Genomic DNA, 13,182 nt, shown 5'->3' on the forward strand with positions numbered 1-13,182 from the left:
CTTACTTTTGTGCTTTCTAATTTCCTTAGATGACTACTAGCACCTTATCTCGAAGTACGGACACCAAGCCGGTTTTCGCGGTTTTTCTGATTATATGGTTTATTGTTGGGCTTATTCAAAACTACTTTACTGAGGTGAGCGGAGAGGAAGCCTATTACTGGTTGTTCTCTCAATATCTTGACTGGGGCTATCTGGATCATCCTCCAATGGTTGGTGTTTTAAGCTATATGGGCTACACCCTCATTCCAAATGCCCTGGGGTTAAGGCTCTGGTTTTTAATCGCTAACATGCTCACTTTGGTGGTTATTCGTAAAACCTTGGCTAAGAAAGACGATCCGTTGTTTGTTTGGATTGCCCTTTCGGCTGTGGCTGTCCATGCGGGTGCTTTTTTGGTAAAAACTGATGTGCCCTTAATTCTGTTCGAAGCATTATTTCTGTACTTCTACAAACAGTATTTGGAAGACGACAACCGGAAGGTTTCGGTGTTGTTGGCGTTATCTATTGCTCTTATTATGCTGAGCAAACACCATGGTTTCCTGATTGTCATTTTCACGGTGCTTTCTAACGTTAAGTTGGTTCTGCGTAAATCTTTCTGGCTGGTGGTATTAGCCACTGTGGTATTTATGATACCCCACACCATTTGGCAGTTTAATCACGATTTTGCCACCATCAAGTTCCATTTGTACAACCGAATAGACATGGGCTTTAGTTGGGAATCGCTGGCTTATTATGTCGGTATTCAACCGGTAGTATTTGGCCCGTTTTGTGGAGTTTTACTCATTGCAGGGGCTTTCTTGAACAGGCATAGTTCCGATTTTAACCGGGCCCTTCGCTTTTGCCTGGTGGGAGTATTCGTCTTCTTCTTTATTTCCACTCTCAAGGTAGAGTTTCATAAACACTGGACGAGCATAATGATGATGCCGCTGGTGCTTCTGGCTCATGAGTACATAGCCGATCATGAACGCATGAGACAATGGATGAGGCGTATTGCTGTGGCTACTCTAGTGCTGATTGTACCCTTAAGAATATATCTGATGTATGATTTCCTACCCAAATCGTGGACTGAAGGCTGGGACGTGTTGCATAATTGGGATACCTGGGCCGAAGAGGTGAACGAGCTGAGCAACGGCCTGCCTGTTATGTTCAACAATCACTACGAGAGAGCCTCTCGTTACGCCTACCTTACCGGAGACATTGTGCACTGTTATAACACCTTTGATTACCGGGAAACCCAGCACGACCTTTTACCATTAGAGGAGCAACTACAAGGAAAAACAGTGTTTCAGATAAACCGTTATCGCGATACGGTAAACTACAAAGACTATTACACGCAAATTGGGAAGGGCATACATTATCGGGTGGTAGAAAACTTCAGGAGTTTTAGAAAGGTAGCTGTAGAACTGATTGATGAGGAGCAAGTAAATGACCTTAAGAAAGGAAATGTGATGGTAACCTTGCGACTAACCAACCACTATGATTATGCAGTCAATTTTAGCGATGCAGGTGAGCGCAGAGTTGTACTCAATGCCCATTATTTAAAGGGCTTGCAGCCCGTAGGAATACAGGAGTTGAAAGAACTGAGTGGAGAAATATCTCCGGGAGAAAGCAGGGAGGTGTCAGTATTACTACAGCAGCCGCAGTTGGGAGAGGGTAAGCACCACCTTCGCTTTTCAATACAAGTTGAGGGTATAGAGCCTCCCATTAACTCCAAAAAATATGAGCTGGAAATGGACTAAACTCCACTCCATTGTGCCGGCTTTAGCTCAAACACTCTTGCCCGAACCAAGGTGGAGTTTTTTTAATGTAAGGCAACACTAGAACCGGTCGGCATCCAGGTCTTTAGGCATTCCGTCTTTGTCGAACCGGTTGTGGAGCTTACTTTCCGTAATGGCAATAACCATAAGAAAGCCCAGGGTCATCACTCCGGAAGCAATGAGTATTTGCGCTTCCAGACTGCTTATTACAAAGTATAGCACAATTTGAATGGCTACGGTAATAATGCCTGCCCAAAGTATGGCCTTGGCACTGAACTGATTGGCAAACTCCCAGGTATGTTGGGTTTTCATAGAAAATGGTGTACGATAACCTACCCAACGGTTGGGCGACTCCACATTTACGAACTGCATAAGCACTCCCGGCAGCAGGGCCGAGAAGGCAATAATAGCATGGATAAGCAGGGCTTGGGTCATTAGGTTGTAATTAGGTCTAACAAGTTACTTAATGTACCGGCTTTGTTCATTTTATAAAATTCTGTATAGCCGCAGCGAGTACAGTTTATAGCGGCAAACTTTCGGTTTTGAATATCGAAAAAACGGCTTAATCTGCTGCCTGTCATCGCAACAAGTATCCGTTTCGAACGATCTGTTCCTACACTTGGGACAGGTCCAGTTTTTGTGTTCCATTAGTCTTTCTTTTTAGGTAGTCTCGAAGCTTCCTTCAAGGCTTTGTTTATAATCCATTCCATTTGTCCGTTTGTACTACGAAATTCATCGGCCGCCCATTTTTCAACAGCGGCCAGAATTTCAGGATCCATCCTGAGCACAAAAGGTTTCTTCTTGGCCATAACTTAGTATTTCTCTTTGCCCAAAACCAGGTAAAAGTCGCCCATGGAAGTAACTACCCGCCAGCCAGACATGGCCAACTCGTTCAACCTCTTTTCGAATTTCTCCAGCTTTTCAAATGGGCCTTTCTGTAAAATTTTATACTGCATAATTCTAATGGTTTAAGGTTCCGGCATTTACTACAGGAGTAGCCGATTTGTCGGAGCAAAGTACAACCATGAGATTACTCACCATAGAGGCCTTTTTCTCCTCGTCTAAATCTACTATCTGTTTTTTATTCAGCTCTTCCAAAGCAGACTCAACCATGCCCACAGCACCTTCTACAATTTTATAACGAGCGGCTACTATGGCCGTAGCCTGTTGTCTTTGTAGCATAGCACTGGCAATTTCTTCGGCATAGGCCAAATAACCAATACGCGCTTCAATTACTCGTATACCGGCAATTGCCAAACGCTCAGCCAGCTCTCCTTCAAGGTCGTGGTTTACTTCTTCCATGCCCGAGCGGAGCGTTATTTCGCCTTCATCTTCAAAGTTGTCATAGGCATAAGTGTTGGCTAGCTTTCGCACGGCCGCATCGGTTTGTACCCTCACAAAGTGAGTGTAATCGTTCACCTCGAAAGCTGCTTTATAGGTTTCTTCAACCTGCCAAACCAAAATAACGCTAATGAGAATGGGGTTACCCAGTTTGTCGTTCACCTTTACCCGTTCGCTATCAAAGTTGTGTGCACGAAGCGAAACCTTCTTTTTGGAGTAAAATGGGTTCACCCAGAAAAAACCATTCTTCTTAACCGTTCCTCTGTAGTCTCCGAAAAAAACCAATACTCTGGATTGATTGGGTTGCACTACAAAAAAACCGGGCAACAGAAACAAGAAGAGGATAAACAGAAGAGCAAATAGCGGGTTTTGGGTAACAATTAGTGCGGCTATTGTTCCGGCCAGGAGAATGAAAGCAAAGGCTAGCATGCCAAAGCCGGATTTAGGCTGATAGGGTTTTTCGTTTTTCATGTCTTCAAATTTAATATGATATTAAAATGATATCAAAAGATAATCATAAAAACGTGACCTTTAGAAAAAAGGTTGAGTTCTGTGGCCAATTTTTTTAATGCCTGTCATTATCCTCGTAATTTTCAGTCATGGAACTGAACATAACCCGACCTACTCTACTGCTCGATGAGGCCAAAATGCTGGCCAATTTGGATGGCATGCTTCAAAAAGCCCAAAGAACCGGAACAGAGCTGGTGCCTCACTTCAAGACCCACCAGTCAAGAGAAATTGCGGAGCTGTTTAGGGCAAGGGGAGTAGATCGGATTAGCGTGTCTTCAGTGAAAATGGCAGAGTACTTCGCCCAGAATGGTTGGAAAGATATTACCGTGGCTTTCCCTTTAAACCCACTGGAGGTTGATGCTTTAAATGTGCTTTTAGAACAAGGGGTGAAGCTGACTGTATTGGTGGCAGACCCTGCGGTTATTCAGCATGTTGCCGGCCGATTCAAGCAAACGGTAAATGTGCTTGTGGAAGTAGATGCCGGTTATGGCAGGTCTGGGCTAAAAGCCACTCGTGTAGATTTATTTGAACAGGTACTCAAAGCACTGACCAATGATGAGAGCCTGAGATTCTATGGCCTGTATTGCCACCCGGGTAATACCTACCAGGCCAATAGTATTGATGATATCAGGCAAATTTGGAAGGAGAGTATCGAAAAGCTTCTGGAGCTAAAAAATACCCTTGGTTTGTCAGAGTGTGTTATCAGAATGGGAGATACTCCCGGTTGTACGGTGGTCGAAGATATGCAGGGCGTGGATGAAATGGGTCCCGGTAACTTTATTTTTTATGATCTGGTAATGAATTACCTGAACGTTTGTGATGAGACCGACATTGCCGTGGCAGTGGCTTGTCCTGTGGTGGCCAAGTATGCCGATAGAAATCAGATAGTGGTGCATGGAGGTGCGGTTCATTTTTCTAAAGACCATTTGTTCGATGCCAACGAGCAGAAATTTTTTGGGGAGATGGTTATTCTTCAGGAGCGAGGATGGTCTTCCATTATTCCGGAGGCCCGTTTAACTTCTCTTTCTCAGGAGCACGGAGTATTGTCGGTAGATGACGAAACTTTTGAGGCCATAGAAATCGGTGATGTGCTTGGCTTTCTGCCTATACACTCATGCCTCACTGCCAATTTGCTTAAGTCTTACCTGACCTTAGATGGCAAAAGGTATGAGCATATGGAAACTGTAATGAGCTAATGCAACTTCTGTGTGGTTTGAGTCGTCTTACGCGCAAGTGGCGCAAGCCACTGGTCAAAACTCAAACCAACAATAATGTTATACAACTACATCAAAACTGCCTTCCGGAGTATTTGGAAGGATAAATTCTTTTCTGTTCTCAATATTTCGGGGCTGGCTATAGGCATAGCGTGTTGCATGCTCATTGTTACTTATGTTCAGTACGAATTGAGCTATGACAGGCACTTCCCTAATCACGAAAACATTTACCGGGTAGTTATTGAGGGCTCTTTCAATGGCAGAGACTTTACGGGCTCGCAAAGTCCGGCTCCCACCGGTGCTACTTTCAGAGACCAGATACCCGGAGTAGAAGAAAGGCTACGGCTTAGAAACACCGGCAATTGGATTGTGAAATACAACGACAAGGTTTTTAATGAAAACCGCTTTGTGTTTGCCGATGAAACGTTCTTTGAGGTATTCCGGGTGCCATTGCTCAAAGGTGTTCCGGGGGAGGTGCTCACCAAGAAAAACCACCTGGCCATGAGTGCTACTACTGCCCGTAAGTATTTTGGCGATGAAGACCCGATTGGTAAAACGGTGCGCCTAGATAACGACTCCGATTGGGTAGTTGCCGGAGTCTATGAAGATATTCCTTCCAATAGCCACTTTCGTTTCAATGTAATTTTGTCATTCATTACCAGAGAAAGTGACTACAACAACCAGCAATGGCTCAATCAAAACTATGATACGTACCTGGTAATGCAACCCAACGCCAATGTAGAGCAAGTGCAAAAGCAGATGAACGAAATTGCTATTGAGAAGATGGGGGCAGAGTTTAAACAGTATCTGGATATGACTTTCGAGCAATTCGAAGCAGCCGGTAACCGATTTCATTATTTTCTTCAGCCCATAGCCGATATTCACCTGTTGTCTGATGGTTACGGAGGTTTTGAACCTGAGTCTGACATAACCTATGTCTATATATTCTCGGCCATAGCGGTTTTTATATTGGTTATTGCCTGCATCAACTTTATGAATTTATCGACCGCCCGAAGTGCCAACAGGGCCAAAGAGGTTGGTGTTCGTAAGGTACTTGGTTCTGTTAAAGGTCAGTTGGTGACACAATTTATCTCCGAGTCGGTGCTTATCACCTTTATCAGCGGACTGATTGGCCTTGGATTGGCTGTTCTCTTACTTCCATTTTTCAACAACTTTGCCGGGCGCGAAATGAGTCTCGATTTTGTGGCTAATCTGCCGTTGGTTTTTGCCGGTTCAGTGGTGGTGGGCTTTTTGGCCGGATTGTATCCTGCATTTTTTCTTTCAGCATTTAGCCCCGTAAAGGTATTGAAGGGCAACCTGAGTATGGGCATGAAAAGTGGTGGCTTGCGCAAAGCCCTCGTTACCTTTCAATTCTTCATATCCATTCTGCTCATTATAGGTACATTCAGTATTCTCAATCAGCTGCAGTACATTCAAAACAAAAAACTCGGATTTGAGAAAGAAAAGGTGTTGTTGGTACATAACACTTACTTATTGGGCGATGGTGTGGAAGCATACAAAAACGAGCTTTTGGCCAATGCCAATGTGGAGGCAGTGAGTTCTACCTGGTATTTGCCCACTTCGAGCAACAGATCTAGTACGGTGTTTTTTCCTGATGGCATTATCGATCAGGATAGGGGGCAGGTATCGCAAAACTGGTATGTAGACCATAACTATCAAAAAGTGTTTGGTTTAGAGCTAGTGAAGGGCCGTTTCTTCGACCGTGATATTCCCACCGATAGTACAGCCATGGTAATAAATGAGAAAGCAGCCGAAATTTATGGTATTAAAGACCTGGAAAATGCGGTGATTGGCGATTTCAATGATGATGGTTCGGCCCTTGACCGATACAAGGTAATAGGTATTGTAAAAGACTTTCATTTTGAATCGCTCAAAACAGAGATTGGCCCCTTGGTTATGCGACTCAACGGCCAAAATGGCTACTTGGGCGTTCGACTCAATGCTGGCAATTTTCAGCAGGTAATTAGCGATGCCCGATCGGCCTGGGACCAGATGGCTACCGATCAGCCTTTTGAATACAGTTTTCTAGACGATCGCTTTGGAAATATGTATGAGACAGAAAGCCGTTTAGGCGATATATTTACCTCTTTTGCCGTACTGGCTGTGCTCATTGCCTGTCTTGGTCTTTTTGGTTTGGCCGCATTTACCGCACAACAAAAAACCAAAGAAGTGGGCATTAGAAAAGTACTGGGAGCCACTGCCAGACAAATCATAGCCTCTTTTACCAAAGAGTTCTCCATCCTGATCGTTCTTTCTATTGTTATAGCCAGCCCATTGGCCTATTTTTTTACAAAGAACTGGCTGTCTAACTTTGCCTACCAAACGTCAATTGAAGTATGGGTGTTTGTTCTGGTGGGGGGCGTATCCATAGTCATCGCATGGTTGACCATTGGCGTACACTCACTTAATGCGGCCAGGCAGAACCCTTCTGAAGTACTGCGCGATGAATAAATAGCTACGGTTGAGCCTACGATGCCTCAGCTTGTTCTCTACTGTACTTCCAACGTCTATGCGACCACAGATAATCGGCCGGATGGTGTCTTATGCTTGCTTCCAACATCCGGGTATACGTTTCGATAATTTTAGGATCGTCACCGTAGGGAGGTTTGGCTATCATTCGGAAGGTAAGAGAATAGTACCCTCGCTTCACCCTGTGTGTTTCCGCAAAAAACACCGGATACCCAACGGCTCTGGCAATTTTTTCGGCCCCAACATAAAAGGCCGACTCCTGGTTGAGGAAATTGACCCATTTTTTTTCAGTGCTTTTACTGGGTATCTGATCACCAATAATACCAATGACACGGGCTTCATTTTTTCGTTTCAGAATCTCTCTGATAGCTGAGTCTTTAGGAATGGGTTGGCCTCCGTGGCGTGTTCGCAACTGAAACATAATACGCTCATAGCGCTCGTTCTGAATGGGTTTGTAGAGAAACTCCATGGGTACGTTCAGCTGACTGACAATGGCATGTGCGGGCCACTCCCAGTTGCAGGTATGGCCGGAAAGAAGAATAATTGGCTGGCCGGCATCGAGCAAACTTTTTAACTCATGAGGGTTTGTAATGTGAAAGTGCTTTTCCCAGTCGGCTTTTGAAAAGCGGTAGGCAATGATTGATTCTGCAAACACCTCCATAAACTGATAGTAAAAGGCTTTGGCCGTAGCTTCTACCTGCTCTCTGCTGTATTCCGGAAAAGAGTTGCTGATGTTGGTGCGGATAACCTCGCCTCGGTACCTGGAAACATAATAGGCAAAATGAGCGGCTAGTCTAAACCAAAAGTAAATCCAACGGGCGGGAAACAGAGATACTATCCGTATGAGTGTCATTGATGATTAAAAATTGAAATAAGTGAACGGCTTTGCCGGGCATTTAGTTCGTAATGCTTTTATAGTCTAAGTGGCGGCAAAGATAGGCCAATAGCCTTTACAAAGGGCCACCAAAAAGCCAAAGAACAACCTCTTTGAACTCCCTTCTCCAGAACTGCTCGTTGTGCTCCCCTTCAGGCACCAGTTTACTCTTAAGCTGGCGCGAATAGCCTTTTTCATCAAGAAGCCTCAGCATTCGCTGAAAGCTATCGACCATTTGAGGTCCTTCTTTACCTCCCATGAGCAAATACAGCCTGGCTCCGCCCCACAGTTCACCAGACTCCACCTGAATAAAGGGGCCTTCGCCCCACCAATAACTTGGCGACAAGATACCGGCTTTACCAAACACCTGAGGGTACTCAAAAATGGCATAGTGAGAAATGAGCCCTCCAAGTGAGCTGCCAATAATGGCCGTGTTTTGCGGATTGTTTATGGTTCGATAGGTCTGGTCTATGTAGGGCTTCACAGTATGCACTATAAAATCCATGTAAGGTTTCCCTTCGGCCTTGCCATATTTGGGGTGATCCCAGGCGGTTAATTCATGAATTCTGTTGGCCTGACCATTGTCTATACCCACCACAATAAAGCGCATCCTTTTTTCGGTATAGAGCTCATTTAAAATTTCGTCTACTCCCCACTCTCCTACAAATGAGGTGGTGTCATCGAAAAGATTCTGACCATCGTGCATGTAAAGCACTGGATAGCGGTCGTTGGTAGTTTCATAATCGGGTGGAAGGTAAATGCGCACCTGCCGTTCTCTCTCAAGACCTTCTATAGTAAATACCGAATCGACTACATGTACATTGGCGGCTGCCGTAGAGGTGCTCTGCTGAGCATTGACCGAGATGGCCAGTGTTGTCATTAGTAGTGCTATAAGTATTTTCATGATCTGAGTTTAACCTAAAAATTGATCACGAAAGTAAGGATAATCTAAAGAATGCACTCAAAAATCGTTATGGCTCTTACCTGTATATTCTACCCTTCTTCTGGTCTGAGAAAGTGAGGCTTTATATTGATCAGGCAGAGTTGCGCCCTGCCTGATGCTAAACTAGTAATTGATCTTTATGCCGGCTCCAAACTTCATGTCGCTATCATAGTGGGTTGAAAGAGACAAGTATTTTGATAGTATGTAAGAGGCTCCAACAGCATACTCCAAATCGGTATTCCACATACCCCACAACCTTACTCTGGGGGTTAGGGGCAAATCATCTCTTAAAAACTGCACTCTTAACTTCCCTGTATGGTCTATCCTTACGTCTGACTCTATGAACCAGGGAAGGGTATATAGAACTCCTACACAAAGCACATTTCTCTCATTCTTTGTATTCTCCTGACCAAATAAGTTTTGGTCAGTTTCATGAGCATCTCTACTCCTTCCGTCCCACCCTATGTATGGCATTACAAACTGAGCACTGCCTACATATCGGCCAAAATGCACTTCTGACTCGTAGCCTTTTTCATTGTTGATCCCAAGCCTCCACTCGCCAGAGAAACTCCAGCGTGTATTTGAAAAGGACACTTCACCATCGCTACCGTTGGTTTCCAAGCCAATTTCTCCACCCAGATAAAACCTGCGATCGTCTTTATACACTTTCCTTAAGGCTTTGCGTGGGTTGGTAAATTGAGGGTTGGGATTTGGAGTATCATAGGTAAAGATTCTGCCCATACCGGACATCATATGATAGAGGATATGACAATGAAAATACCAGTCACCATATTCTTCTGAGGCATGAAACTCAATGGTATCGGTTTCCATTGGCATCACGTCTAAAACCGTTTTGAGAGGAGAGTATTCACCCTGCCCGTTCAGTAGCCTGAAAAAGTGTCCGTGAAGGTGCATGGGGTGTCTCATCATGGAATTATTGTAAATCACAATTCTTAGGTTCTCCCCCTTTCGAATCAATATTTTATCAGCTTCCGAAACTGTCTTATTATCAATGGTCCATACATACCTGTTCATATTGCCCGTAAGCTCAAACCTTAGCTCTCTGGTGGTTCCTTTTGGAAGCGTTGTTTCCACTGGCGACTTTAACATGGCGTAATTAAGGGTTACCAATGGTTCGGTGGCATCCATTACCTCCGGATACATGACGCTATTCATGTCCATTTGCTGAAGGCTCATGTCCATTCCCATATCGTTCATTTTACCCCCCATAGTCATCATGGAATTCATCATAGACATCCCCTCAAAGTAGCGAAGCCTTGGCAACTCGTCTCCTTTTATTCTTTCGCCCTTGCCCAGCCAAAGTGAAGTGCTATTTGTTCGATCTTCAGAAGTGGCTTTTACTTCAAACTTCCCCTCGGCAGGAACAACTACTTTCACATCATAGGTTTCTGAAACCGCCACTATCAGCCTATCGACCAGAACCGGTTCAACATCTGCTCCATCGCTGGCAACCACAATCAATTGGCCTCCCGAATAATCTATCCAAAAATATGTCGATGAACTGCCATTGATTATCCTAAGCCTGACGGTATCTCCCGGGTTAAACTCCGCTTCGTCCCATGGCCTTCCGTTTACCAAAAGCTTGTCGTAGTAGACATCGCTCACATCCATTGCGAGCATTCTCTTGGTTTCATTCATCAGCTTAGTGCCCGCTTTGCCAGCTGCAATGGCCTCTGAATAGCTTTGAACTGCCCCTTTTTTTATCCCATACCAATCAGTTGCCTGATGCAATGATCGCTCTACCTGAATGGGATTTTCATCCGTCCAGTCAGATAGCAACATGGTGTATTCCGAGGCTACAGCTTCACCTCTTTTATGAATGATAAATGCCCCGTACATTCCTACCTGCTCCTGGAGCATAGTATGGGAATGATACCAATAGGTACCTGATTGTACGATTGGAAAACGGAAGACGTGCTTACCCATTGGTTTGATGGGCGTGGTGGTAAGATAGGGCACTCCATCTTGTTCGTTGGGAAGAATAAGCCCATGCCAATGAATTGATGTTTCGTGGTGCATTTTGTTGTAAACATGGATTTCAGCCGTATCTCCTTCTGTAAAATACAATGTTGGTGCCGGCAGCTGACCGTTTATTGCAATGGCCTTGCGCGCCTTTCCTGTATAATTAACCAGTGTATCGCTTACCACAAGGTCATACTTTACCACTCCTTGGGCCAGCGCACAATAGGCCGTTATAATGCCCAGAATAATGAGAAAGAATCGTTTCATCTTCTTTTCAATTATTCCCCGTTAACTCCACTTTTCCGCAAGACAGCATTTGTTTGCCGTAAAATGGATTTCTTATCGTGTTAGACTCACTGACTCAGTACCACTTCTTCATAGGACAATAGATGTAGTAATGAGCTTCCTTAAAGGACTGGTCTCCCTGCAGATACTGCCAAAAGCTTTCAGAGAGCTTTGCAAACTCTGCTCTTTGTGCTTCCAGTTTTTTTTCTTCCTTAATCTTACCCAAAGACACCATGATGGTGGAAACTCTGCTTTTTTGGTCGTCCACTACGGTCATTGTCTCAAAAGACTTCAAAAGCGCGGAAGCTGAAACAGACGACTTTTTTGCATCACCATCTACCAAAGAGTTCTTTAAGCCCACATACTGCCCAAAAACCTCACTTGTGGTTTGTGCTAAAAGGCTGCCCCAACTCAGGGCAGCCAATAGCATTATTGCCAAGGTTTTCATGCATTAGTTTTTAATTGCTCTGCAGCATAACCAGCATCTTTAACAGCCTTGGTAATTTGATCTGCAGTTAAGCCATTGGCCTTAACTGTTAGTACTTTATTGGGGTTTTTTAGATCAACCTCCCAATTGTCTGCTCCGGCTACCTCATCTAAAAATGGGGTTACTTTGGCCAAGCATCCAGTACATTTGATTGTTGAATTGAATTTTAGAGTTTCCATTATTTGAGTTTTTAACTTTTGTGTAAAATTATTTTAAAGTGAGCGCCAGCAGCTTACATGATTGCCGACTAGTATTTCAGAATTAGAGATAGGAAATGGTGAGTTCGTCTGTCACGGCAAGACCTGAGCATGTAAGCACAAATCCACTGTTTAACATTTCATCGGTTAAGGCATAGTTCTCGTTCATCACTAGCTTGCCAGAAACCAATTTGACCCTGCAGGTTCCGCACATGGCCTCCTTGCATGAGTATGGAAGCTCAATTCCCGCATTTAGTATCGCATTGAGCACCAATTGATTTTTGGGTATAGTGATTTGCTCACTGCCGTTTTCTTTGATTATGGTAACCCTGGCGACTCCCTCATTGATAGATGCCGTGGTGGTGTTAAAAGCACTGAAAGACTCTTGATAAATCCGGGACGGATCAACTCCCAGGTCGTGCAGGCTTGAACAAGCGCTCTCCATCATTCCCTGCGGACCGCATAGGTATACTGCCGAAAAAGATGGGACATCACCTAGCGCCTCTACTATAACCTCTGCATTAACTCGCCCTTTCTTTACTCCCAAAAGGTTTTCTGAAGCAAGTGTTTCGAGTAAATGAATAACCTCAAACTGACCGGATGACTCTTTGGCCAGCCGTTGAAGCTGATCCAGAAATATGATTGACTGCTCGTTCTTATTGGCATAAATCAGCTTGATTGACTTCTCTGGTTTAGTTTTCAAGACCGACTTAATCATGGAGAACAGAGGGGTAATACCGCTTCCCCCGGCAATAAAAAGCAAGTCACCAGAGTGCTCCTCATCTTCTTTTAAAGCAAAGCGCCCCATAGGTTGACTCGTCTCCAGAAGCATTTCAGGCTTGAGGTTTTCTACCAATTGGGTAGATAGGCGACCATTAGCCACTCTCTTTATGGTAATGGCCGGAAAGTCATCGACTCCCGGAGTTGAGGAGAAGGAATAAGACCTGCTTATTACTTCTCCATGTACTTGAGCAGACACATTAATGAACTGCCCGGGTTTATAGTGGTCTATCCAGGGGTCTGGCTCAAGCACCACAGTTATGGCATCGGGCGTCTCTCTGATCACCCTCCGCACTTTAATTTGCTTGTTCATGAAAATTAACT

Annotated in this window: 14 protein-coding genes; 3 read left to right on the top strand and 11 right to left on the bottom strand. The window is 44.4% G+C overall.

Features of this window, described 5'->3' with window-relative positions; translation table 11 throughout:
- Positions 1-29: 29 nt before the first annotated feature.
- On the top strand, positions 30-1,736 hold the full coding sequence (locus B3763_RS13265) for an ArnT family glycosyltransferase (protein WP_286747174.1): 1,707 nt from the start codon (positions 30-32) through the stop codon (positions 1,734-1,736).
- A 78-nt stretch (positions 1,737-1,814) separates the two neighbouring features.
- Here B3763_RS13265 and B3763_RS13270 read toward each other — a convergent pair whose 3' ends face one another.
- The 5 genes from B3763_RS13270 to B3763_RS13285 form a co-directional block, all read right to left on the bottom strand.
- Complete coding sequence (locus B3763_RS13270; protein WP_286747176.1) at positions 1,815-2,189, bottom strand: SdpI family protein; 375 nt, start codon at positions 2,187-2,189, stop codon at positions 1,815-1,817.
- Positions 2,189-2,335, bottom strand: a complete 147-nt coding sequence (locus tag B3763_RS18990) for a zinc ribbon domain-containing protein (RefSeq protein ID WP_349676581.1) — start codon at positions 2,333-2,335, stop codon at positions 2,189-2,191. Before B3763_RS18990 ends, B3763_RS13270 begins: the two co-directional genes overlap by 1 nt.
- 66 nt (positions 2,336-2,401) lie before the next feature.
- Positions 2,402-2,563, bottom strand: coding sequence for an Arc family DNA-binding protein (locus B3763_RS13275; RefSeq protein ID WP_189630584.1), 162 nt, complete (start codon positions 2,561-2,563; stop codon positions 2,402-2,404).
- Positions 2,564-2,566: 3 nt separating this feature from the next.
- A complete protein-coding gene (locus tag B3763_RS13280) occupies positions 2,567-2,710 on the bottom strand; it encodes a hypothetical protein (RefSeq protein ID WP_189630585.1) in 144 nt (47 codons plus the stop codon).
- Positions 2,711-2,714: 4 nt separating this feature from the next.
- Positions 2,715-3,566 (bottom strand): SPFH domain-containing protein, encoded by an 852-nt coding sequence (locus B3763_RS13285; RefSeq protein WP_189630586.1) that lies wholly within the window; start codon positions 3,564-3,566, stop codon positions 2,715-2,717.
- A 128-nt stretch (positions 3,567-3,694) separates the two neighbouring features.
- Here B3763_RS13285 and B3763_RS13290 point away from each other — a divergent pair, with 128 nt between their 5' ends.
- Both B3763_RS13290 and B3763_RS13295 read left to right on the top strand, forming a co-directional pair.
- A complete protein-coding gene (locus B3763_RS13290) occupies positions 3,695-4,801 on the top strand; it encodes an alanine racemase (RefSeq protein WP_286747180.1) in 1,107 nt (368 codons plus the stop codon).
- Between the two features lie 75 nt (positions 4,802-4,876).
- Positions 4,877-7,291 carry an ABC transporter permease gene (locus B3763_RS13295; RefSeq protein ID WP_286747182.1) on the top strand — a complete coding sequence of 805 codons (2,415 nt, stop codon included), beginning with the start codon at positions 4,877-4,879 and terminating at the stop codon, positions 7,289-7,291.
- A 16-nt stretch (positions 7,292-7,307) separates the two neighbouring features.
- Here B3763_RS13295 and B3763_RS13300 read toward each other — a convergent pair whose 3' ends face one another.
- The 6 genes from B3763_RS13300 to B3763_RS13325 all read right to left on the bottom strand — a co-directional run bounded on the left by B3763_RS13300 (position 7,308) and on the right by B3763_RS13325 (position 13,171).
- Positions 7,308-8,162 carry a lysophospholipid acyltransferase family protein gene (locus B3763_RS13300; protein WP_286747184.1) on the bottom strand — a complete coding sequence of 285 codons (855 nt, stop codon included), beginning with the start codon at positions 8,160-8,162 and terminating at the stop codon, positions 7,308-7,310.
- Positions 8,163-8,259: 97 nt separating this feature from the next.
- Complete coding sequence (locus tag B3763_RS13305; RefSeq protein ID WP_286747186.1) at positions 8,260-9,087, bottom strand: alpha/beta hydrolase; 828 nt, start codon at positions 9,085-9,087, stop codon at positions 8,260-8,262.
- A 162-nt stretch (positions 9,088-9,249) separates the two neighbouring features.
- Positions 9,250-11,376 (bottom strand): multicopper oxidase domain-containing protein, encoded by a 2,127-nt coding sequence (locus B3763_RS13310; protein ID WP_286747188.1) that lies wholly within the window; start codon positions 11,374-11,376, stop codon positions 9,250-9,252.
- A gap of 94 nt (positions 11,377-11,470) precedes the next feature.
- A complete protein-coding gene (locus B3763_RS13315) occupies positions 11,471-11,842 on the bottom strand; it encodes a DUF3347 domain-containing protein (RefSeq protein ID WP_286747190.1) in 372 nt (123 codons plus the stop codon).
- Positions 11,839-12,060 carry a heavy-metal-associated domain-containing protein gene (locus tag B3763_RS13320; RefSeq protein ID WP_189628183.1) on the bottom strand — a complete coding sequence of 74 codons (222 nt, stop codon included), beginning with the start codon at positions 12,058-12,060 and terminating at the stop codon, positions 11,839-11,841. Before B3763_RS13320 ends, B3763_RS13315 begins: the two co-directional genes overlap by 4 nt.
- 82 nt (positions 12,061-12,142) lie before the next feature.
- On the bottom strand, positions 12,143-13,171 hold the full coding sequence (locus B3763_RS13325; protein WP_286747192.1) for a ferredoxin--NADP reductase: 1,029 nt from the start codon (positions 13,169-13,171) through the stop codon (positions 12,143-12,145).
- Positions 13,172-13,182: the final 11 nt, after the last annotated feature.

The organism is Roseivirga sp. UBA1976, assembly GCF_002336325.1.
Lineage (GTDB): Bacteria > Bacteroidota > Bacteroidia > Cytophagales > Cyclobacteriaceae > Roseivirga > Roseivirga thermotolerans.

Excerpts from the sequence above, each read along its gene's own strand:
- B3763_RS13310 (WP_286747188.1), bottom strand. The coding sequence starts at position 11,376 with ATGAAACGATTCTTTCTCATTATTCTGGGCATTATAACGGCCTATTGT.
- B3763_RS13305 (WP_286747186.1), bottom strand. The coding sequence starts at position 9,087 with ATGAAAATACTTATAGCACTACTAATGACAACACTGGCCATCTCGGTC.
- B3763_RS13285 (WP_189630586.1), bottom strand. The coding sequence starts at position 3,566 with ATGAAAAACGAAAAACCCTATCAGCCTAAATCCGGCTTTGGCATGCTA.
- B3763_RS13290 (WP_286747180.1), top strand. The coding sequence starts at position 3,695 with ATGGAACTGAACATAACCCGACCTACTCTACTGCTCGATGAGGCCAAA.
- B3763_RS18990 (WP_349676581.1), bottom strand. The coding sequence starts at position 2,335 with ATGACAGGCAGCAGATTAAGCCGTTTTTTCGATATTCAAAACCGAAAG.
- B3763_RS13295 (WP_286747182.1), top strand. The coding sequence starts at position 4,877 with ATGTTATACAACTACATCAAAACTGCCTTCCGGAGTATTTGGAAGGAT.
- B3763_RS13315 (WP_286747190.1), bottom strand. The coding sequence starts at position 11,842 with ATGAAAACCTTGGCAATAATGCTATTGGCTGCCCTGAGTTGGGGCAGC.
- B3763_RS13280 (WP_189630585.1), bottom strand. The coding sequence starts at position 2,710 with ATGCAGTATAAAATTTTACAGAAAGGCCCATTTGAAAAGCTGGAGAAA.
- B3763_RS13320 (WP_189628183.1), bottom strand. The coding sequence starts at position 12,060 with ATGGAAACTCTAAAATTCAATTCAACAATCAAATGTACTGGATGCTTG.
- B3763_RS13270 (WP_286747176.1), bottom strand. The coding sequence starts at position 2,189 with ATGACCCAAGCCCTGCTTATCCATGCTATTATTGCCTTCTCGGCCCTG.
- B3763_RS13275 (WP_189630584.1), bottom strand. The coding sequence starts at position 2,563 with ATGGCCAAGAAGAAACCTTTTGTGCTCAGGATGGATCCTGAAATTCTG.
- B3763_RS13325 (WP_286747192.1), bottom strand. The coding sequence starts at position 13,171 with ATGAACAAGCAAATTAAAGTGCGGAGGGTGATCAGAGAGACGCCCGAT.
- B3763_RS13300 (WP_286747184.1), bottom strand. The coding sequence starts at position 8,162 with ATGACACTCATACGGATAGTATCTCTGTTTCCCGCCCGTTGGATTTAC.
- B3763_RS13265 (WP_286747174.1), top strand. The coding sequence starts at position 30 with ATGACTACTAGCACCTTATCTCGAAGTACGGACACCAAGCCGGTTTTC.